Raw genomic sequence first — 21,259 nt, 5'->3', positions numbered from 1 at the left:
GCTGATTATCTTAACTAATCATTGTTGTTCAGCTAGATTATAAAGAATTTTGTTCTAGTTAGGATTTAACTTATTAATTTTAGACCTATGACTGATATAATGATTAATAAGAGACATAGGATACGACTTAATTTTTTAGATTCTTGATAAATTAACATACCTATGAGCGTTCCGCCAGCAGTTCCGATACCAGTCCAAATTGCATACGCAGTTCCCATTGGGATAGTATTCATAGCTATTTTTAAAGTAGAAAAACTAAACACAAATGCAATAGCGATTAAAACGATATAAAGTTTATTATTAGTACGATTTAATTCATTTAATAGCACGACACCTAAAATTTCGAAACATCCTGCTATAAATAACCATATCCATGCCATTATGATGTTGAACTCCCTTCATCATCAGTTGTCGATAATTTCAAGCCTATAATACCTATGATTAGTAATAGTAATAACCCAATCTTTATTAGAGAAAAGGGTTCTCCAAATAGAAGAATGTCAACAAGGACGGCACCAGCAGCACCTATACCTACAAAAATGGCATAGACAGTGCCTACAGGTAATATTTTAGTTGCAGAAATAACTAAATAAAAACTTAAAATTAAAAATAAAGCAGTTATTGTGTAGCCGATAATGGAATTTGAATGACTAAGACCAACGACCCAAATAATTTCAATCAATCCTGCGAGTATGACTTTCAACCACTGCATATACACACCTCCGAAATCTAGTTAATAATGTTATTCTCTCAAAATGAGCTATATCAAACAATAAAAAAGCCGAAATGTGCACTATAAATGTGACATTTCGGCTGATATGGTAACAAGACTTGTTATTATTTTGTCTCAATTCAATTTTATATATGAATGTAATTATAGCTACTTGCTTCACTAGCTGAAATAGTACGTGAGCTGACTACAAATGGTCCACCATTGTAATTCATTTCAGATACTGTAATAGAGCCATCACTATTGACATCTTCTACATAAGCAACATGACCATTGGCGCCAGCAGAAGATTGTAAAATAGCACCTTTAGCTGGAGTGTTGTTCACAGTATAACCAGCGCTTTGTGCAGCTGCAGCCCAATTGTTAGCATTACCCCAAGTTGAGCCTATATTGCCACCAACGCGATCATAAACATACCAAGTACATTGTCCAGCAGTATATAAGTTACCAGAGTTAGATGCTGTAGTAGTTGTATTTGTTGAAGTTGTTGTATTAGAAGTAGTAGTTTGCGTAGTAGTATTATAGTTGAAGTTATTATTATTGTTATCAAATTCTGCTGCATCAGCATGATGAGCATGTCCAACCATTGCAGAACCGATTCCAACTGTTAAAGTTGTTGCTGTTACTATTTTTTTCATGATAAATTTCCTCCCAAAGTTATGTAACGCTATGATATTTTTTGAATGTAGCGAGCGTTTTAAATTGCCATTAAAGTAAATGACAACAGTAACTTTAACAGATGGTTTATTGTTTGTGGGCAATGTTATTGATTTGTAAAACAAACAAAAAAACTTTGACTACATTTGTAATAAACATAGTCAAAGTTACAAAGAGATTAATAAATCAATTTGGGTTGTTAATTTCTGTAATAATTAAAACATACGTAAAGATAAAGGAATTAAGTATTCTTGACCATTCATATATTTAACACATGCAATGATGGTAAAGACTAATTGTAAAATAGATAAGGCAAATAGCGCTAAAACAGCAATGAATATAATAATAAAACCAATAACAACTAATGCTGTTGCTTCTGTAAGTAAGAAGAAAAAACCAATAAGACAAATAATACCTAAAGCTATAGTCCATAGAAAGTATGAAATAGCAAAGTTAAAATAATTTTTACCGGCACGATCAACTAATTTTGAATCAGATTTTTTAATTAACCAAATAATGAGTGGACCAATGATACCAGAGAATAAACTTAACAAGTAAATAAGCATAGCCATGGTATTGTCATCTTTATTTTGTGGTTCAGCATATTGATGCATATTATTTTCAATGTCAGTAGACATAACAAACCCTCCTATATAATAAACTATTTATATATCATCATAACAAACATATTATGAAATAAACATATTAATTAATATGATTCATCAATAAAGATAATAAATAAAAGATAGACTATTGCGTTTAAATCAGTTATTTTAAGGATATATAGTAGTAACTTTAATGATGCGTAAACAATCGCATCATTTTTTATTGGTGCAATATTTTTATAAGAAATTTTAAATTATAAAAGAAAGAAGGTTAATTATGAAAATAGCTATTGTAGGATCAGGTAATGGTGCTGTAACTGCAGCAATTGATATGGTTGATAAAGGACATGACGTTAAATTATATTGTCTTAATCAGTCTATCGAAAAATTTAATAATGCCATAGCTAAAGGTGGCTTTGATTTTAATAATGAAGGTGCAGAACGCTTTGTACCATTTACAGATATTAGTGATGACATGGAGTATGTACTAAAAGACGCTGACATTATTCAAGTTATCATTCCATCTTCATATATTGAATACTATGCTGATGTGATGTCTGAACATATTACTGATGACCAGTTAATCTTCTTTAATATGGCAGCCGCTATGGGTTCAATCCGCTTTATGAATGTACTAGAAGATAAACGTATTGAAACACAACCTATGTTTGCTGAAGCGAACACATTGACATATGGAACACGTGTTGATTTTGACAATGCAGTTGTTGACTTATCTTTAAATGTACGTCGTGTGTTCTTTTCAACATATGACAGAAGTCGCTTAAATGATTGTTATGATCAAGTGTCTGAAATATATGATTATCTTGTTAAAGAAGAAAGTTTAATTAAGACTAATTTGGAAAATGGTAACCCCGAAGTGCATCCGGGACCAACATTATTAAATGTAGGTCGTATTGATTATGCGGGTGAATTTTCATTATATAAAGAAGGGATTACTAAACATACAGTTAGATTATTGCATGCGATTGAATTAGAGCGTTTAAATCTTGGCAGAAGTTTAGGTTTTGAATTATCTACAGCGAAAGAATCTAGAATTCAACGTGGTTATCTAGAGCGTGATAAAGAGGATGAACCATTAAATAGATTATTCAATACTAGTCCTGTATTTTCACAAATTCCTGGCCCTAACAAAGTGGAAAGTAGATATCTGACAGAAGATATTGCTTATGGCTTAGTTCTATGGTCCAGTCTAGGACGAATCATTGATGTTCCTACACCAAACATTGATGCAGTGATTGTCATTGCTTCTACGATTTTAGAACGTGATTTCTTTGAAGAAGGATTGACTGTTGAAAAAATCGGTTTAGACAAACTAGACTTACGTTAAAAAAGGAAAGTAAATAATTAAATGAAGAAAAGAGGTCTTGTGTCAAAAATTAAATAATAAAGGGGTTTGATTTCAATGACAAGAAAACCGACGTTTGTAGAATCATTATCAACTATTATAGTTATGGTTGTCATTGTGACAACTGGCTTTGTGTTTTTTGAAATCCCCATACAAGTTTTACTAATTATGTCATCAGTATATGCAGCATTTATTGCTGTACGACTAGGTTTAACATGGCAAGATTTAGAAAAAGGTATTGCAGAAAGACTCAATACTGCAATGCCGGCTATTTTTATCATTTTAGCAGTTGGCATCATTGTTGGGAGTTGGATGTTTTCTGGTACTGTGCCAGCATTAATTTATTACGGTTTAGACATATTAAATCCTCAATATTTTTTAGTCTCAGCATTTGTTATTAGTGCAATTACTTCAGTCGCAACTGGTACGGCATGGGGATCAGCTTCTACAGCTGGTATTGCACTTATTTCTATAGCACATCAATTAGATATTTCATCTGGTATGGCTGCAGGAGCTATTATTGCAGGAGCGGTTTTTGGTGATAAAATGTCACCTTTGTCAGATACGACAAATTTAGCTGCTTTAGTTACTAAAGTGAATATCTTTAAACATATTAGATCTATGATGTGGACGACAATACCAGCTTCAATAATTGGTTTAATTGTGTGGTTTATTACTGGTTTAAATTATCATGGTCAAAGTAAAGAACAACAAGTACAACGACTTTTAACTGAGTTAACGACAATCTATCATATTAATATTTGGGTATGGCTGCCATTAGTTGTTATCATCATTTGTTTGTTGCTTAAAATATCTACCGTGCCTGCAATGTTAATTTCTAGTTTTGTAGCTATTTTAGTTGGTACATTTAATCATCATTTTAATATGGTTGATGGCTTTAAAGCGATTTTTGATGGCTTTAAGTTATCTATGATTCATCAATCTCATGTTTCCGCTAATGTTAAACACTTGATTGAACAAGGTGGTATGATGAGCATGACTCAAATTATAGTGACTATTTTTTGTGGTTATGCATTTGCTGGTATCGTGGAACGAGCAGGTTGTTTAGATGTCTTACTAGAGCAAATTTCTAAAGGCATTAAATCTGTAGGTACATTGATCTTAATTACTGTAGTGTGCTGTATTTGTTTAGTCTTTGCTGCAGGTGTCGCATCAATTGTCATTATTATGGTAGGTGTCTTGTTAAAAGAAATGTACGAACATTTAAATGTTTCACGAGTTGTATTATCTAGAACTTTAGAAGATTCTAGTACGATGGTATTACCTTTAATACCGTGGGGAACATCTGGAATCTATTATGCTAATCAATTAAACGTTGCAGTAAGTGATTATTTTATTTGGACCATACCATGTTATCTGTGTGCCATAATAGCCATAAGTTATGGATTTACTGGTATAGGAATTAAAAAAATTAATAAAAAGACGTTTAATTAATCATAATGGTGGAATATATAAACTATGTTAGAAGTGAACATGATTTATAATTGTAGCGGTTATATTTCACTGGTCTTTTAACTTAAATATCCTCATTACATATTATTTATACATTTTGTAGCGGAATGTATTAATAATGTAAGTATTAAATCAAATGCCATTACGAGAGTAATGGCACTATTCATTATAAATTTATAGATGAAATAAGAATATAGTTAGGCGATTAAACATAGCTTTTTATAGTTGTGATTAATCGCTTTTTTTGGCTCTATAATAAAGGTCTCTAACAAATCGAACTGACAATTTGTTGGTCTGGTGAATAAATGCTAATGAGGTTTAATAGAAATATATGTGTAAGTTGGGTTCTCTGTTTTTCAGGACTGATAAATAAAAAGTAAATAATTTAAAAAAATTATGTATCAGTCCAATTTGGGAGAGAACCGTAAGTATAATCATAGTTTAATAATGATAATAAAAAAGAACGCTCTGCATAATACATGCGAAGCGTTCTTTGGTATTCGATATGATTATTGATTAATGAATGTAGTTGTATGAACCAGCTTGGCTTGCTGAAATTGTACGTGAAGTTACAACACCAGGACCATAACCATAGTTCATTTCTGATACTCTAACTGAACCATTGCTGTTAACACTTTCAACATAAGCAACGTGACCATATGCACCTTGAGTTGTTTGCATGATTGCTCCAGCAGCTGGTGTATTATTTACTGTATAACCAGATCTTGCTGCAGCATTTGCCCAGTTATTAGCGTTGCCCCAAGTAGAACCGATTTTACCACCAACACGGTCAAATACATAATATGTACATTGGCCAGCAGTGTATAGGTTATGTGAAGAACCACTACCACTTGAAATAGAGCGACCATTTGATGATGGCGCTATAGTTGAAGTAACGTGCACATTATTGCTTGTTGAATTGTAGTTTGCACCTAAACCACCAGTACGGTTACTTGAATTATAGCTATTGTAATTATTGTAGCTATAATTTTTAGCTGATGTTGTAGTTGTTGAGTAATTATTGTAATTACTGTAGTTATTGTAACTGTAGTTATTATAGTTATAATAATTGTAATTGTTGTTGTAATTATTATAGTAGTAGTAATAGTTATAATTATTTTGTTCTAATTTACTTGGATCCCAATTACCTTGCCAAGTGTAATGATAGTTACCTTGTGCATCAATTGTATATGTATAGCTGTATGATGTTGGATCATTTGGATTATATCCACCGTTGTTTTGCTCTGCTGCTTGTGCATGATGTCCTGCAAAAGCGAATGTAGCGAATCCGGCAGTTGCGATTGTAGCTGTAGCGATTTTTTTCATTTTGTAAATATCCTCCTAAATAATTTTAAAAATAACTCATATTATATTTGTCTAAAAGTGACAATGTGTTTAATTAGTAATCTCGTTATTTAACGACAACAAAGACTATATCAGAAATTATGCAATTTGTGTGCAATGTTAACATTTTGTAATTTTCTTCTAATATATTGACACAATAAAATTATTGAACTGTAGGTAATTGTATTTTATAAAACTTGTAATAACGCTATTTATCATAATTAATGAATAATCAGAAAATAACTATGTTACATAACTGTAAAAATACAGAATATTTAAAATGTATATTTTGTGAATAATGATAGCGATTTATGCTTAAAATGAATAAATATTCAATACGGACGTTTAAATTTTATGTAGAATGCATAGTTGGTATTTTTGAAGTTAATAGTAAAAATTATGATAAAACGTCCAAGTTTATTATAAAAAAATAGTTAAATAATTAAATTATTTGATATAATAGCATCTTGTATTGTTACTGCTTTTTTAAATAGATTTTTATAATTGTTAGTGAAGAATAGATGTTGGAATTGATTTATAAATAGAAATTGGGGAGTAAATCAAAACAGATGTTATGTGAGGATATAAGATGACAGAGAATTTTTCACTACATATTTTTAAAAATATGAATATAGGAAGTACGAAAGTTACGAATATAAAATTAATATACTGGTTACAAGGTAATGGTGACATCGTCATCAATCTACAAAAATTTGACGTAAAAAGATATGACATTGCACTTGTTACAGTTAATGATATATATCAAATTAACAGTTCCAGTAATGCCATTTGTTGTATTTTAGATATTGATATTCAATTCTTTTTGAAATTTAATATGACATTATATGATATGACAGGACAACTCATCTCACATAAAGATAAAAAAGTGATTAAGATTTTAATAAATTATCTTATTAGTAATCATTGTATTAGTAATAGTATTGAAGTATCGAATGACAAGTTGCTTACATACATATGTATAGAGTTAGCTAATTTACAAGTATATGTATCTAAAAAGTCTTTAGTGGCTGAAGAAGTACATAGTTATTTAACAACTAATCACCATAAAAAAATTAATAAAAAGGATCTTCTCAGTCATATTAGTATTTCAAATAAATCATTAACTGAAATGTTTAAACATTCTCCGTATAATAATTTTAATCAGTATGTCAATCAAATACGTTTGAATTATTGTTTAATTGATATCTTAACTTCAACAACTCCTATTGAAAAAATAGCAAGTAATCACGGTTTTAATCATTATTCTAGATTCATTCACTTATTTAAAGAAACATATGGAGATACACCTAAATTAATAAGGAAGAGACATCAACCTTCATCTTATTCTGAAGACAATTTCCAAATAATTGAAATTAACAATAATATTTTGAAATTACTAGAAGAAGATAATGAGTCCAAGCAGTTAGTTAAAGAAATTGATGTCTCTAATAGCAATAGCAAGGTTCACTTGGATTATAACTATCCGAAAATTTTAATTGAACATGAGCAATGGTATTGGCTTGATAGTCATATTATAAATATGATTAATCAATTGCTTAAGGTAAATAAGGACAAAGTGCATATAATAGTTAACTTAGATTTAATAGATGAAAATCAAGATTTATGTCAATTTATAGATAAAATAACTTATTTACGCAGTAACATCATTTTTAAAATTCAGCATCGATATGAAGGTATATTGACTTCTATGGAAAGAAATAAACTTGAAAAAATAATGATAGCAATATTTAATTCAACATTTGAAAATAGAGGCTTAAAAATATCATTTTTAGTAGAGCGTTTAACACATACAGCTACTAACAAATTAAAGAGAATGATAAATAACTATATAGAGTGTTATGAAGTGATATATCAAATGACTGATTGGGATAACAATAATGACCATCCGCAACAATTTTATGAGGATATAAATCAATTTATTCTAAAGGTGGATAATATAGAGCGATTTAAGGGGTCAATGTCCAAGGTTATCTTAGATTTATCATCATTTGCGGCAATGGCGGAAAATAAAGTGACAGATGACATGATAGTACATATGTCATCAATTATGAAGTATTGCCAAAAATTAAGTGGTTTTAAAATAGTTGCACCCAATACTAGCAAAAGCGTGGCTAAATCACAGCTAACACCACATACTATAATGCAATTTATTATTACTAAGTTTAATCAATTAAGAGGAAATGTCATATTTATAGATGACACAATGATAGTAACTCGATTTAAGCATGAACTACAGTGTGTCATATGTTTGCCGATAACAATGTACAGTAGCGATATTGACGATATACAAATTAAGTATATTGGTCTGGAAAAAATTCATCACGCTAATATGACACAAATAGTATTTAATCCATATGTACCATTCGTACATAATCAGAATAGTGCTATGATTAATGCAATTATAGACCAACCACAGTGTTGGCAAGCATATTATGTTGATAAATATATTAATGACAGCACCATAGTGATCCCTGGATACAGCATTATTCATGTAAAATACCATCTTAAAATCTAAGCGTGATTTAAAGAGGTGTGATTTATAATGATTTATTCTCACATTAAAGTGGTTGTAGCTCATATAATGATGTTAAAAGTGATAGATGATATTTTAAAATACTCATTTCATATCACATTAAACCAAGTTAAAATTTTTAAAATTACTTTTAAATTATCAATATCAAAAACTTCATATATCGACGATAGATTATATTCTTAATAGTGGTTATATCAATTCAAAAATATCATTGCTACAAATGTTAAATGATTTAAATAATAGAAATTTACTAACTAAAATTAAAGATATAAATGACCAACGTAAGTTAAGTATTATACTTTCAAGTTCACAACTGAGTAGAATTGAATACTTACTTAAAGAAATTGATGACTATTTAGCACATCATTTTAAGTATTGTTTTTTCCAAACTGCGACTGATAGTGTTAAATATTTAATTCAGAGCCAACAAGTAATAAAGAAATTGACTAAATATTTATCTTTATGTGACTTATCTATTGAAGAAATCTATGTACTTGGAATATTATCCTTGTATGATCATAGATTAACAATTAAAGAGCTACAATACGAACAACAGCATCAGTTTATGACAGTTAGTCCAATCATTAAAAAATTAATAGAGAAAAAGTTAGTGAGTAAAACAAGAACAAGTCATGATGAAAGATGTGTAGCTATTCAAATCATGAAAGATAAAAGGTCTAAAATCAATAAGATTATTGAAGCATGTTATAACTTTCTAGAAAAGGGAATAAAATATAATCATTAGTGATTTCGCCAAGTAATTGTTTGACAATAGTACTTTTTAAGCAATAATAAATATTAAGTTCATCACAATACATTAAGGTGATTTTTCAACTTATTTGATGGTGGAATCAAGGTTATAAAAGGAGGACAACAATGATTTTAGATAATGTAAATCCTAAAGATTTATTTCCAACAGAAAAGAAAGGGCCATCTATTTTAGGAACTATCGAATATAATGTGCAAGGACAGTCACAATTTGAAGGGGCATTTATTGCAACAAATGAAAGAATAATTATGAATGTTGATATGAACGGTCAATTCTATTATAGAAGTATTAGTTATAATGAGGTTGAAGCAATAGATTATGATGGTCAAACGTTAAATTTTAAATTTAATATTGGTAATGTTCCAATGTATAATTTTAAAGCGGGTGATGTTGAAGTTTTTGTAGCTTATATTAAAGAACAAATGACAGTTTAATATATTAAAAAAGAGTTAAGTGGATCCTACTATAATTAACATAGTAGTTGATAACTTAACTCTTTTTTTATAATAAGGGGTATGGATAAAATATAATTTGTATATATTTTGTTCTCCTCATATAAGAGGTTCTAGCTATTAAAATAGCAGGGTTAGAGGAATACATTTCATTACTGCGTAATAAAATGCATAAGGAGCCTGGGACATTAAGTTCTTGGTGAAAGTAAAAAAGACAATTTCTATTGAAAATTGATAGAAATTGTCTTTTTCATTATTAATTTTGAAATAAACAGCTCCTTGAGCTGCTAGCTTCCTTATGTTAACTGCCATTAATACAAATCCAAGTTCACGTTTAACCTTATCGAGTCCTCGAACTGACATTCGAGTGAACCCCAAAATAGCCTTCGTGAATCCAAAAACAGGTTCTACGTCAATTTTTCTTTGACTATAGGTTTTTTTCGTTTCTGGCTCAGAAAGCTTTTGATTTACTTGAGATTTAAAATACTCCCAATTATAATTCTTCATTATTTTTTTATTTGTTTTTGACTTTGATTTCATACATTGATGTTTGAGTGGACAATCTGTACAATCATCACATTCATATAATTTAAAATCTCTTTTGAATCCATATTTATCATTACGATAAGCATATCGTTTAAATCCTAATCGTTTTTGATTTGGACAAATAAATTCATCGTTGATTTCATCATAATCCCAGTTCTGAGTATTAAAAATGTCACTTTTAAATTTTTTAGTTTTATCTTTAATAAACATTCCATATGTAATCAATGGTGTTCTATTAAAATCATCGATAATAGCCATGTAATTTTGTTCACTACCATAACCAGCATCAGCGACAATATACTCAGGTAAATAACCGTAGGTTTCTTTAATTAAAGTTAAAAATGGTATTAAAGTTCTAGTATCTGTTGGATTTTGGTAGACATTATATGATAAAACAAATTGCGAATTTGTCGCTATTTGTAAATTGTATCCTGGTTTAAGTTGTCCATTTTTCATATGATCTTCTTTCATTCTCATAAAAGTAGCGTCATGGTCTGTTTTAGAATAACTATTACGGTCTTGAAGAATTGCTTTTTGTTCTTCGTACTTCGACTTTCGGTCAGAATAATCATCAAATTTCTTTTTAACTTTTTTTATTTTAGTTCTTTTTTGACGAGTTTGCTTTCTTAGTTCTGGTTGTGTTTCATTATCAATTTGTTGATTTAAATCTTCGATTTCTTTATCCAAGTGACTACCGATTAAATCAATATCTTCTTTTGATAAATCAGTATCTTTATCTTCTATAATCTCTGGTATAATTTTATCCTTTACTAATTCTTGATAGATTGTTTTTGAATTTTCGTTTATATCTGTTTCATAATTTAAAATACTTTTCTTCCATACGAACGTATATCTATTGGCATCAGCTTCGACTTTGGTTCCATCGATAAAAATAGCTTGGTCATCAATAAGATTTTGCTTTAGACACTGACTATGAAATTGGATAAATAAAGATTCAATTAAGGCATCTGTTTTAGGATTGACTCTGAATCGATTAATTGTTTTATATGAAGGTGTTTGATTTTGAGACAACCACATCATACGAAGACTATCATTGAGTAATCTTTCTATTTTTCTTCCAGAATATACAGATTGTGTGTAGGCATATAGAATAATTTTTAACATCATTTTTGGATGATATGAAGTCGCACCACGATAATGTTTGAATTCGTCGAATTCTCTATCTGGTATGCTTTCAACTATGTCATTAACGTATCTTGAAATATCATTTTGAGGAATTTTTACTGAAGTTTCCATTGGTAGTGTAAGTTGAGTCATGTTATAATCTTTATACATAAGACACCTCGTTAATTTGGTTTATTGGTATTTATTAAATTATACGAAAGTGTCTTATTTTTTTGAAGTATTTACATGTAAAATTACATAAAAAACGAAGTATTGTAGTGAAGACTCCTGAGGGAGCAGTGCTAGTCGAAGACTACAGGCTGAGACAGCACCCTAGGAACGCGAAACTACAATACGGAGTATTGAACATAAAGAAGCACAAAGACGATTTAACAATAAAATCATCTTTGTGCTATTATTGTGCGCCCGGCATGGGTAATTACTAGACGGTGAAAGTCCGTTACAGGCTTGGTAGTAGGAACTGTTAGCGAAAGACAAGGGTGTCCATTGTGAAATGGAATCTGAAGGAAGTCGGACGCAAACACTCGCACTGACGAACAGAAATATCATACAAGGCTATGTGGAATGGATGAATCTGCAATACAAGATAAAGTCCGATACTACCCGAGTTCTATATAGTAAATGATGCAGTGGAATGAGTGGAAAGTGGTTACTCTTACCCGGGGAGGTCTCATCAGCGATAAAAAAAATCGTAGTAATAACGAATGATGAGAAGTCAGCAGAGGTCATAGTAGGTAGAAATACTGAAGGACTGAACAATATTCATACAAAGTAAAGAATGGAGGTTAGAGATTTACAACGTACAGAATACAATTAATGATTGGCAACTCATAGAAAGATAAGTAGTGGAACGAAAAAGGATATATGAGTGCGTACAGTAAATCTTAGGTGAAATGAAAGAAATGTATCGTGAGTCTCCATCTATGATGGAGCTTGTTGTAAGAGAGAATAATATACAAAAAGCAATTAAGAAAGTGAAGAAAAACAACGGTGCACCTGGCATCGATGGCATGCGAGTAAGTGAATTAACATCACATTTCGCAAAATACTTTCCACAAATTAAACAAAAACTGCTTGATGGCACGTATAAGCCACAAGCAGTAAGAAAGGTTGAAATACCTAAATCAAATGGGAAAAAGCGCGTGCTTGGAATCCCTGTCGCAAGAGACAGAGTTATCCAACAAGCCATTAAACAAGTCATTGAACCTAGTATCGACCGTACTTTCTCAAAACACAGTCATGGCTTTAGACCGAATCGTAGTACAGGAACTGCACTTAAAGAATGTGCAACATACTATGAAGAAGGTTACTTAGTTGCAGTTGATTGTGATTTAAAACAGTGCTTTGATATGTTGAACCATGATAAATTAATGTATCTATTTGAACGACATGTTCAAGATAAAGCCATTTCTAAATTTATTCGTAGAAGCCTACAGGTTGGTGCAATCGACCTCAATGGTAATTATCGAAGTAGAGAAATAGGTGCACCGCAAGGTGGTGTTATTTCCCCGTTACTTTGTAATATTTATCTTCACGAATTAGATAATGAATTGGAGAAACGTGGTCATCGCTTTGTTCGTTATGCAGATGACTTCGTCATCTTTGTACGTACAAAACGAGCGGGTCAACGTGTCATGGAAAGTGTGACAAAGTTTATCGAAAAAGACCTTAAACTTATTGTAAATAGTGAAAAGAGCAAGGTAGGTTCTATCACACGTTTAAAGTTCTTGAGTTGTCTAATGACCAAAGTAAATGGCACTTATCGTTTCAGACCGACTATGGAAGCAAGAAGAAATTTAAAACGCACCTTAAGACGTCTAACGAAACGAAATAGACCAGGTACCTTTAAAGAGATTATATCAGAAATTAATCAAGTAACACGAGGGTGGATAAATTACTTTGGTAAAGGATTTATTACAGGTTTTGTAACGAAGTTACAATCATGGTTAAACCGACGCATTAGACAACTAATCCTCAAAAGATGGAAAAGAATAAAAACCAAATATAAGATGTTACGTAAGTATGGACTTGACCATAAGAGTGCAATGAAAATTGCCAATTCAAGAAAGAAATACTGGCGCTTATCATCAACGCATGAAGTTCATCGTGCACTTACAACAAAACGTCTCTACAAGTGGGGGTTAGAACCATTAACCCAACTCGCAGAGACGGCTTACGCAAGATATTGAACCGCCGAGTACGGAACCGTACGCTCGGTGGTGTGAGAGGACGGATAATCAAATAATGGTTATCCTCCTACTCGATTTTGGGATTTATGTCCCAGCCTCCTTATATTAAATGAAGTGCATTGTTATTGTTTCTCATTTTAAATAATTATAATATCATTTAAAATACGAAAAATTCAGAATAATAATTTTTATTTTGACAAAATATCTAAAATAATAAATAATTATAAGAAATAAATGTATAAATCCATATTCTAGTAATAAAAATATTGAATTTTTATACTTATTTGTTTAGAATAACTTTATAACATAGTTGGATAGAATTTCGATTTAATAAATACAAAGGAACCTTGCTACAACAAGATGTGCATCAGAGGAGTGGTTTGATAATGAGTAAAATCAAAGATATTAATGATTTAGTTAGTGCAACATTTCAAGTAAAGAAATTTTTTAGAGACACAAAAAAGAAATTTAATTTAAATTATGAAGAAATATATATATTAAATTATATTATAAATAGTGAGTCTAATGAAATTTCATCTAAAGAGATAGCGAGATGTTCAGAGTTTAAGCCATATTATTTAACAAAGGCTTTACAAAAATTAAAAGACTTAAAGTTACTTTCAAAAAAACGAAGCTTACACGATGAAAGAACAGTTATTGTTTTTGTTACAGATACTCAAAAGAAAAATATTAAAAAATTAATTTCTGAGTTAGAAGAATATATTAATAACTAATTGAATGTTAGGTTAAATGTAACAGATTTGGCAAAGATTTATTAAAGCGAAAATATAGTATTCAGCGTTGGAATAATCACTTAACTTAAAATGAATAGGGTTGCATAACAAAAAGACTAGGATAAATCACAGCTTTATAACTAAAGCTGTGAGGATCCTAGTCTTTTTTATTAGTATTTTCTTAAAAAATCGAGTTGACGATCATAAATATGTTCTGCAATAAATCCTTGGATTGTACCTAATATTTTTTCGATTGTTTGTGTACGATAAGCTAAAATACGTATAGCTAAACCATGAGTAGGTAGTTGAGAAATCGATAAACGACAATCATAGGTTGCTAAATAATCTTTAACAGCGTCATATATTCGATCGATTAATTTTTGATTCACATCAGGATGGATAAAGTAGGCTGAACCGTAATGGGAATAACCTTCCATATATCCGACGTCACTGATAGATTGTTTCGCAGGTTCTAATAATAAATTATCAAATGTAACAAGTTCATTATCAATATACACTTCATTTAGCAAATGCATATAGTTATAAGAAAAATCTTTATCTTCTTTTGAATAACCTGGCGTGATAATATCTGTATAGAATAATGAACTTGAACTACTTAAATTAAAAGTATTATGTTGATAAAAATTTGAATTTTCATAAGCTATGATAGGATCAGCAACATATTCCAAATAAGCATTATCTTTAAGTGTAAATGTTTGATATTGTTCAACACAATCATTAGGTGTTTTATATATTTTAGTAGCACCTTGTGATGTTAAGGTTACTTTAGCATTATCATCGACATTGACATTCATGCGATAACGATCTCCATCTAAATAACCACCACCCACATTGACAATATAAAATGTAGGGATAGTTGAGTTGTTTAGATATACAGGACGTATCACTTTTAACGCTTTTTCAAAAAAGATATCTCTAGCGACAGATCTTTGTCCATTGAAAAAGACGGTTAAATCTAATTGGCCAGTCCAACGTTGTTGTTCGTCAGCCATTATGCTAGTCCTTTAAGTAATGTATCGCGTTCGATCCAATCGATCACTTTATCTAAACCTTCGTCAGTTTTTAAGTTAGTAAAAGCGAATGGACGATCACCACGGAATACCTTTGTATCTTCAGCCATTTGGTCTAAAGATGCACCGACGTATGGTGCTAAGTCAGTTTTGTTAATAACGAAAAAGTCTGACTTAATCATACCTTGTCCACCTTTACGTGGGATTTTTTCACCTTGTGCAACGTCAATGATATAAATTGAGAAATCAACTAATTCTGGACTGAAAGTTGCTGCTAAATTATCTCCACCGGATTCAATGAAAATTAATTCAATATCGTCATTGCGTTCTAATAATTCATCAATAGCAGCAAAATTCATAGATGCGTCTTCACGAATTGCAGTATGAGGACAACCTCCAGTTTCTACGCCAATGATACGGTCTTCTGGTAAGACACCAGAATTGACTAATATTTTTTCATCTTCTTTAGTATAAATATCATTGGTAATAACACCGATACTCATATCTTTTGAAAGACGTTTTACTACTTTTTCAATCAATTGAGTTTTACCTGCGCCAACAGGTCCTCCGATACCAATTTTAATTGGATCTGCCACAATAAAAACCTCCTAAGAAATGAAGATTCTGACGTTAACATTTTCATGTTCCATTTGATTCATTTCTAAACCTGGGGCAGTTAAGCCAAAGTCAGATTCTTGTAAATTAAAGATATGTTGTCTTGTTTGTTCTATAAATGGAATCATATGCGTTACTACTTTTTGACCAGCTGTTTGTCCAAGTGGTATGGCACGCACAGCATTTTGAGTTAAACTTGAAACATTTTGATATAAATAATAATCGATAATCGTTGCTATATCGACACCTAAATAATGTCCAAGCATAGTAAAGCAAATTGCTGGATTAAGCTTTGCTTTTTTATCTTTCATCTGTTGATGATACCAAGCAATCCATTCGCTGTCATATAGTTCTAATGCTAGTTTTACCATGCGCGTACCCATTTGTTTAGCTCCAACACGGGTTTCTTTAGGCAAGCTTTGAACATAAATCAATTGGTCCATTTTCAAAACTTTGTCAGGATCATTATTCTCTATAGCATCATAAACAATACGCATAGCTAAGCCATCTGTATAAGTTAATTGCTCACTTAAAAACATTTTCAACCATTTAATAAATGTTTGATCATCGCGAATATCATTGCGTTGAATATATGTTTCTAATCCAAACGAGTGACTAAACGCACCCGTTGGAAATTGTGAATCACAGAACTGAAATAGTCTTAGATGTGTGTGATCAATCATGAGAATGTCCTATATGTCTGAAGGCTTGATTGACTTTACGATCTTCATGAACATAAGGGATACCTAAACTTTTTAATAAGTCTTCTACTAAATAATCATATTGTACTAACATTTCAGTTTCTGTAAATTGTGCTGGTAAATGACGATTGCCTAATTGATGAGCAATGTCTCCCATTTCTTGTAATGTACGTGGTTTAATCACTAAGACATCTTCAGAATTAACATCAACAATAATCATATTGTGGTCATCTGAATATAAAATATCTCCATATTGCAAATCGATAGGTTGTTTTAAACGAATTCCAATTTCATTACCATGATCTGTAACAACGCGTTGGATACGTTTTACAAGGTCTGAATTTTCAAGATAAACTTTTTCAATATGTTTTTGCTTTTCAGCATCTGATAAATTGGCAATATTGCCTTGAATTTCTTCAATAATCATAAATAAATTCCTCCTAGAATAAGAAGTATCTTTGAGTTAATGGTAACTCAGTTGCTGCTTCACTTGTGATTTTTTCACCATCAACATAAACTTCATATGTTTGAGGATCAACATCTAAATCTGGTGTCGCACTGTTATTTTTCATATCGGCTTTTGATAATTGTCTAATATTATGAACAGGGCGAACCATACGTTTTAAGTTTAAAGCACGGTTAATACCATTTTCATATGCTGTTTTAGAAACAAATGTCATAGATGTGCTTGTAAGGTTACCACCAAATTGACCATACATTTTACGATATTTCATTGGCTCAGATGTTGGGATTGAACCATTAGCATCACCGTTAACAGCACTGTTAATTAGTCCACCTTTAACAATTAATTCAGGTTTAACTCCGAAAAAGATTGGATCCCATAATACTAAGTCAGCTAATTTACCAGCTTCAATAGAACCAACATAATCAGAAATACCATGTGTAATAGCTGGGTTAATTGTATATTTAGCAATATAACGTTTAATACGGTTATTATCGTTATATTCAAAGTCGCCATCTAAAGGTCCACGTTGTTCTTTCATACGATGCGCAACTTGCCAAGCTCTTGTAATAACTTCACCAACACGACCCATTGCTTGAGAGTCAGAGCTTATCATACTGAAGACACCCATATCTTGTAAGACATCTTCTGCAGCAATTGTTTCTTTACGAATACGTGAATCTGCAAAAGCTATATCCTCTGGAATAGAAGCGTTTAAATGGTGTGTAATCATAACCATGTCTAAATGCTCATCAACTGTGTTATGCGTATATGGTAGTGTTGGATTTGTTGATGATGGTAAGATATTTGAAAATGCTGCTGATTTAATTAAGTCAGGGGCATGTCCACCACCAGCACCTTCTGTATGATACATATGAAGTACACGATTTTTAACTGCTGACATAGTGTCTTCCATAAAGCCAGCTTCATTTAAAGTATCGGCATGTAAGGCGATTTGGATATCGAATTCATCAGCTACATCTAAAGCATGACTTAATGCTGAAGGTGTGGCACCCCAGTCTTCATGCACTTTTAAGCCGATTGCACCCGCGTTAATTTGTTCGATTAGGGCAGTAGGGTTAGTAGCTTGACCTTTACCAGTGAAACCAACATTGATTGGTAAAGCTTCTGCAGCTTCTAGCATGCGATGTATATGCCAAGGTCCCGGTGTTACTGTTGTAGCTTTAGCACCTTCAGATGCACCAGTACCACCACCGATATGAGTTGTAATACCACTTTCAAGTGCTACTTCAGCTTGTTCAGGATTGATAAAGTGGACATGCGTATCAATACCGCCAGCAGTTACAATTTTACCCTCAGCGGAAATAATATCTGTAGTAGAACCGATAATGATATCTACTTTGTCCATAATGTCGGGGTTACCAGCTTTGCCAATAGCAAAGATATAACCGTTTTTAATACCAATATCACCTTTAACGATTTTGTCATAGTCGATAATAACAGCATTAGTGATAACTAAATCTGCAACATTGACATCATCACGTGTTACACGTGGGTTTTGTGCCATACCGTCACGAATCGATTTACCACCACCAAAAGTAGCTTCTTCACCGTAAACGGCATAATCTTTTTCAATTTGTGCGAATAAATTGGTATCGCCTAAACGAACAGAATCACCAATAGTTGGACCATACAGACTGGTATATTGGTTTTGAGTCATTTTAAAACTCATGATCTTTTTCCTCCTTTTTTGTTGACGTTTTCTTCACCTTCGTCACCAAAGACACCAGCATACTTATCATCTTCGCCAGTAGGACGGTATACGCGTTCTTCATCGATAGGACCATTAACCATACCATGGAAACCATAAATACGACGTTTACCAGAATATTCAACGAGTTGAATTTCTTTTTTATCTCCAGGTTCAAAACGTACAGCTGCGCCAGCTGGAATATCTAAATGTTTGCCATAAGCCATTTCACGTTCAAAATCTAATGCTGGATTTGCTTCAAAAAAGTGGAAATGAGATCCAACTTGTATAGGGCGATCACCAGTATTTTTAACCTCTATTACAGTTTCTGGATGATGTTTATTGATTTCAACTTCATTACTTTTAGTAATAATTTCACCAGGTATCATTGTAATCCTCCTTTATACAATTGGATGGTGCACTGTAATTAACTTAGTACCATCAGGGAATGTAGCTTCGATTTCTAATTCTGTAATCATATGTTCTACGCCATCCATTACATCGTCTTTATCTAAGATTTGACGACCATAACTCATTAATTCTGCAACTGTCTTGCCATCGCGTGCACCTTCTAATAGTTCATCACTAATTAAAGCTAAAGCTTCAGGATGATTTAATTTTAAACCACGTGCTTTACGTCGACGTGCTACTTCAGCTGCAACAACAATCATCAGTTTGTCCTGCTCACGTTGTGTAAAATGCAAAGTAAAAACCCCCACTTTCCTGTTTAATATGTTTTACAAAATTTATCTTAATCCTATTTATTGCAATAAACAAGTTTTAAACAACAATAAGTGTAAAAAAGAAAACTAATTTTTTAAAAAACTGGTCACATAATAGAAAAAATGAAATTCAAAATAAATAATAACTTCTATTAATTTTCAGGAAATTCATTCATAATAATGTTAAATTTTATAAATAGTAGTATATTTGACCAATAATGTATGATAGTTATATCAAAGTTAATGAAATCAGGTGGAAGTGTTGAAAGTTGTAGATATTTTATTAAAAAATATTTCGCAAGTAGTATTACTAAGTAATAAATGGACAGGCTTATTTATCTTAATTGGCTTGTTTATTGCGGATTGGTCAGTAGGTTTAGCAGCAATTATGGGTAGTCTAATTGCCTATTTGTTGGCACATCATGTTAACTATACTGATGAAGAAATTAATGAAGGATTAGTAGGATTTAATCCTGTTTTAACAGCAGTCGCACTAACGATATTTTTAAATGAAAGTGGATTAAATATTCTGATTACTGTTATGGCAACGGTACTTACATTGCCAGTTGGCTCAGCGGTGAGAGAATTTTTAAAACCATATCAAATTCCTATGTTAACGATACCTTTTGTAATTGTGACTTGGTTTGCGGTAATGTTGCCGGGACAAGTTAAATTGGTCGATACGCCGTTAAAATTGATTCCTAATAAAATTGAACCGACTCATTTTAATCAAAACTATGAACACATTCATTTATTTCAATCTTTATTAGAAGGATTTAGCCAAGTGTTTATTGAAACAAGTGTACTAGGTGGACTATTTATTTTAATAGGTATAGTGATAGCTTCAAGAAAAGCTGCATTATTAGCTATTGGTGCTAACTTAGCAGGATTTTTAATTGTGGCATTACTAGGTGGTAATTATGATGATATTAACCACGGTTTATTTGGTTATAATTTTACGTTAATGGCTATTGCTTTAGGCTATACATTTAAAACTGTAATTAATCCATATGTCGCAACTATTTTTGGAACAATGCTAACAGTAATTGTCCAATTAGGACTTAATACTTTATTAGAGCCTTTCGGTATACCATCGTTAACAATGCCATTTATTATTGCAACGTGGATACTATTATTTGCAGGTATCAAAAATAGGGAACACAATCATGTAAGATTTCAACGTGACAAGAATGATTCTTCACAATAAATTTAAAGTTATATAAAGGTACTTTGTTACATATGCTTGAGTTCGGTATGTGATGAAGTGCTTTTTTAGGTTGTTATCATTTGCCCAGATAACTAGTACAGAATGTTGTAGCAGAAATTTTATAGATGTCGGCTTAATTTTAAACATCATTTACCTAATAGAAGTGACAATAAAAAATTAGATATTGTTAATTATGATGTTATTACATGATGAAAGGATGACTATAAGTGAAATGGTAGTGTTC

Annotated in this window: 21 protein-coding genes; 8 read left to right on the top strand and 13 right to left on the bottom strand. The window is 31.4% G+C overall.

The window, feature by feature from the left end; genetic code table 11:
- Positions 1-65: 65 nt before the first annotated feature.
- The 4 genes from J3R86_RS10210 to J3R86_RS10195 all read right to left on the bottom strand — a co-directional run bounded on the left by J3R86_RS10210 (position 66) and on the right by J3R86_RS10195 (position 2,025).
- Complete coding sequence (locus J3R86_RS10210; RefSeq protein ID WP_207517185.1) at positions 66-380, bottom strand: DMT family transporter; 315 nt, start codon at positions 378-380, stop codon at positions 66-68.
- A complete protein-coding gene (locus tag J3R86_RS10205) occupies positions 380-712 on the bottom strand; it encodes a DMT family transporter (protein ID WP_207517184.1) in 333 nt (110 codons plus the stop codon). Before J3R86_RS10205 ends, J3R86_RS10210 begins: the two co-directional genes overlap by 1 nt.
- 146 nt (positions 713-858) lie before the next feature.
- A complete protein-coding gene (locus J3R86_RS10200) occupies positions 859-1,368 on the bottom strand; it encodes a CHAP domain-containing protein (protein ID WP_207517183.1) in 510 nt (169 codons plus the stop codon).
- 234 nt (positions 1,369-1,602) lie between these two features.
- Positions 1,603-2,025 (bottom strand): DUF4870 domain-containing protein, encoded by a 423-nt coding sequence (locus J3R86_RS10195; RefSeq protein WP_207517182.1) that lies wholly within the window; start codon positions 2,023-2,025, stop codon positions 1,603-1,605.
- A gap of 244 nt (positions 2,026-2,269) precedes the next feature.
- Between J3R86_RS10195 and J3R86_RS10190 the strand changes: the two genes are divergently transcribed.
- The gene (locus tag J3R86_RS10190; RefSeq protein WP_207517181.1) at positions 2,270-3,340 is read left to right on the top strand and encodes an NAD/NADP-dependent octopine/nopaline dehydrogenase family protein; all 1,071 of its coding nucleotides are present in this window, start codon (positions 2,270-2,272) and stop codon (positions 3,338-3,340) included.
- 75 nt (positions 3,341-3,415) lie between these two features.
- On the top strand, positions 3,416-4,813 hold the full coding sequence (gene nhaC / locus J3R86_RS10185) for a Na+/H+ antiporter NhaC (RefSeq protein ID WP_207517180.1): 1,398 nt from the start codon (positions 3,416-3,418) through the stop codon (positions 4,811-4,813).
- A 534-nt stretch (positions 4,814-5,347) separates the two neighbouring features.
- Here nhaC and J3R86_RS10180 read toward each other — a convergent pair.
- Entirely contained in the window at positions 5,348-6,157 is an 810-nt protein-coding gene (locus J3R86_RS10180) for a CHAP domain-containing protein (RefSeq protein WP_207517179.1), read from the bottom strand.
- 607 nt (positions 6,158-6,764) lie between these two features.
- Between J3R86_RS10180 and J3R86_RS10175 the strand changes: the two genes are divergently transcribed.
- The 3 genes from J3R86_RS10175 (at position 6,765) to J3R86_RS10165 (ending at position 9,932) form a co-directional block, all read left to right on the top strand.
- Positions 6,765-8,711 (top strand): helix-turn-helix transcriptional regulator, encoded by a 1,947-nt coding sequence (locus J3R86_RS10175; RefSeq protein ID WP_207517178.1) that lies wholly within the window; start codon positions 6,765-6,767, stop codon positions 8,709-8,711.
- A 238-nt stretch (positions 8,712-8,949) separates the two neighbouring features.
- Positions 8,950-9,474 carry a transcriptional regulator, SarA/Rot family gene (locus tag J3R86_RS10170; protein ID WP_207517177.1) on the top strand — a complete coding sequence of 175 codons (525 nt, stop codon included), beginning with the start codon at positions 8,950-8,952 and terminating at the stop codon, positions 9,472-9,474.
- Between the two features lie 131 nt (positions 9,475-9,605).
- On the top strand, positions 9,606-9,932 hold the full coding sequence (locus tag J3R86_RS10165) for a PH domain-containing protein (protein ID WP_207517176.1): 327 nt from the start codon (positions 9,606-9,608) through the stop codon (positions 9,930-9,932).
- Between the two features lie 138 nt (positions 9,933-10,070).
- On the opposite strand, the gene J3R86_RS10160 is transcribed toward J3R86_RS10165, so the two are convergent.
- Positions 10,071-11,792, bottom strand: coding sequence for an IS1182 family transposase (locus tag J3R86_RS10160; RefSeq protein ID WP_207517175.1), 1,722 nt, complete (start codon positions 11,790-11,792; stop codon positions 10,071-10,073).
- A 752-nt stretch (positions 11,793-12,544) separates the two neighbouring features.
- On the opposite strand from J3R86_RS10160, the gene ltrA reads away from it, so the two are divergent.
- Together ltrA and J3R86_RS10150 are read left to right on the top strand one after the other, a co-directional pair.
- Entirely contained in the window at positions 12,545-13,831 is a 1,287-nt protein-coding gene (gene ltrA / locus J3R86_RS10155; protein WP_207518488.1) for a group II intron reverse transcriptase/maturase, read from the top strand.
- Positions 13,832-14,217: 386 nt separating this feature from the next.
- On the top strand, positions 14,218-14,565 hold the full coding sequence (locus J3R86_RS10150) for a transcriptional regulator, SarA/Rot family (RefSeq protein WP_002461845.1): 348 nt from the start codon (positions 14,218-14,220) through the stop codon (positions 14,563-14,565).
- A gap of 170 nt (positions 14,566-14,735) precedes the next feature.
- On the opposite strand, the gene J3R86_RS10145 is transcribed toward J3R86_RS10150, so the two are convergent.
- The 7 genes from J3R86_RS10145 to J3R86_RS10115 are packed head-to-tail and all read right to left on the bottom strand — an operon-like array spanning position 14,736 to position 19,790.
- A complete protein-coding gene (locus J3R86_RS10145; RefSeq protein ID WP_207517174.1) occupies positions 14,736-15,578 on the bottom strand; it encodes an urease accessory protein UreD in 843 nt (280 codons plus the stop codon).
- On the bottom strand, positions 15,578-16,192 hold the full coding sequence (ureG, locus tag J3R86_RS10140) for an urease accessory protein UreG (protein ID WP_002461843.1): 615 nt from the start codon (positions 16,190-16,192) through the stop codon (positions 15,578-15,580). The genes J3R86_RS10145 and ureG overlap by 1 nt, the downstream gene beginning before the upstream one ends.
- Before the next feature lie 12 nt (positions 16,193-16,204).
- Positions 16,205-16,894 carry an urease accessory protein UreF gene (locus J3R86_RS10135; protein WP_207517173.1) on the bottom strand — a complete coding sequence of 230 codons (690 nt, stop codon included), beginning with the start codon at positions 16,892-16,894 and terminating at the stop codon, positions 16,205-16,207.
- Positions 16,887-17,339 carry an urease accessory protein UreE gene (gene ureE / locus J3R86_RS10130; protein ID WP_207517172.1) on the bottom strand — a complete coding sequence of 151 codons (453 nt, stop codon included), beginning with the start codon at positions 17,337-17,339 and terminating at the stop codon, positions 16,887-16,889. The genes J3R86_RS10135 and ureE overlap by 8 nt, the downstream gene beginning before the upstream one ends.
- A 13-nt stretch (positions 17,340-17,352) precedes the next feature.
- Complete coding sequence (ureC, locus tag J3R86_RS10125; protein WP_207517171.1) at positions 17,353-19,068, bottom strand: urease subunit alpha; 1,716 nt, start codon at positions 19,066-19,068, stop codon at positions 17,353-17,355.
- Positions 19,065-19,475 carry an urease subunit beta gene (locus J3R86_RS10120; RefSeq protein WP_002461838.1) on the bottom strand — a complete coding sequence of 137 codons (411 nt, stop codon included), beginning with the start codon at positions 19,473-19,475 and terminating at the stop codon, positions 19,065-19,067. Before J3R86_RS10120 ends, ureC begins: the two co-directional genes overlap by 4 nt.
- A 12-nt stretch (positions 19,476-19,487) precedes the next feature.
- Positions 19,488-19,790 (bottom strand): urease subunit gamma, encoded by a 303-nt coding sequence (locus J3R86_RS10115; RefSeq protein ID WP_207517170.1) that lies wholly within the window; start codon positions 19,788-19,790, stop codon positions 19,488-19,490.
- Positions 19,791-20,070: 280 nt separating this feature from the next.
- On the opposite strand from J3R86_RS10115, the gene yut reads away from it, so the two are divergent.
- Positions 20,071-21,015 (top strand): urea transporter, encoded by a 945-nt coding sequence (yut, locus tag J3R86_RS10110; RefSeq protein ID WP_207517169.1) that lies wholly within the window; start codon positions 20,071-20,073, stop codon positions 21,013-21,015.
- Positions 21,016-21,259 lie beyond the last annotated feature (244 nt).

Source organism: Staphylococcus simiae, from assembly GCF_017357005.1.
Lineage (GTDB): Bacteria > Bacillota > Bacilli > Staphylococcales > Staphylococcaceae > Staphylococcus > Staphylococcus simiae_A.
This window is presented reverse-complemented; position numbering and strand designations above follow the sequence as displayed.

What these genes read in the sequence shown, in the direction of transcription:
- J3R86_RS10165 (WP_207517176.1), top strand. Translation starts at nt 9,606, where the DNA reads ATGATTTTAGATAATGTAAATCCTAAAGATTTATTTCCAACAGAAAAG.
- ureE (WP_207517172.1), bottom strand. Translation starts at nt 17,339, where the DNA reads ATGATTATTGAAGAAATTCAAGGCAATATTGCCAATTTATCAGATGCT.
- ureC (WP_207517171.1), bottom strand. Translation starts at nt 19,068, where the DNA reads ATGAGTTTTAAAATGACTCAAAACCAATATACCAGTCTGTATGGTCCA.
- J3R86_RS10175 (WP_207517178.1), top strand. Translation starts at nt 6,765, where the DNA reads ATGACAGAGAATTTTTCACTACATATTTTTAAAAATATGAATATAGGA.
- J3R86_RS10170 (WP_207517177.1), top strand. Translation starts at nt 8,950, where the DNA reads ATGTTAAATGATTTAAATAATAGAAATTTACTAACTAAAATTAAAGAT.
- ltrA (WP_207518488.1), top strand. Translation starts at nt 12,545, where the DNA reads ATGTATCGTGAGTCTCCATCTATGATGGAGCTTGTTGTAAGAGAGAAT.
- J3R86_RS10120 (WP_002461838.1), bottom strand. Translation starts at nt 19,475, where the DNA reads ATGATACCTGGTGAAATTATTACTAAAAGTAATGAAGTTGAAATCAAT.
- J3R86_RS10180 (WP_207517179.1), bottom strand. Translation starts at nt 6,157, where the DNA reads ATGAAAAAAATCGCTACAGCTACAATCGCAACTGCCGGATTCGCTACA.
- J3R86_RS10160 (WP_207517175.1), bottom strand. Translation starts at nt 11,792, where the DNA reads ATGTATAAAGATTATAACATGACTCAACTTACACTACCAATGGAAACT.
- J3R86_RS10195 (WP_207517182.1), bottom strand. Translation starts at nt 2,025, where the DNA reads ATGTCTACTGACATTGAAAATAATATGCATCAATATGCTGAACCACAA.
- J3R86_RS10205 (WP_207517184.1), bottom strand. Translation starts at nt 712, where the DNA reads ATGCAGTGGTTGAAAGTCATACTCGCAGGATTGATTGAAATTATTTGG.
- J3R86_RS10190 (WP_207517181.1), top strand. Translation starts at nt 2,270, where the DNA reads ATGAAAATAGCTATTGTAGGATCAGGTAATGGTGCTGTAACTGCAGCA.
- J3R86_RS10145 (WP_207517174.1), bottom strand. Translation starts at nt 15,578, where the DNA reads ATGGCTGACGAACAACAACGTTGGACTGGCCAATTAGATTTAACCGTC.
- J3R86_RS10135 (WP_207517173.1), bottom strand. Translation starts at nt 16,894, where the DNA reads ATGATTGATCACACACATCTAAGACTATTTCAGTTCTGTGATTCACAA.
- nhaC (WP_207517180.1), top strand. Translation starts at nt 3,416, where the DNA reads ATGACAAGAAAACCGACGTTTGTAGAATCATTATCAACTATTATAGTT.
- J3R86_RS10150 (WP_002461845.1), top strand. Translation starts at nt 14,218, where the DNA reads ATGAGTAAAATCAAAGATATTAATGATTTAGTTAGTGCAACATTTCAA.
- J3R86_RS10210 (WP_207517185.1), bottom strand. Translation starts at nt 380, where the DNA reads ATGGCATGGATATGGTTATTTATAGCAGGATGTTTCGAAATTTTAGGT.
- J3R86_RS10200 (WP_207517183.1), bottom strand. Translation starts at nt 1,368, where the DNA reads ATGAAAAAAATAGTAACAGCAACAACTTTAACAGTTGGAATCGGTTCT.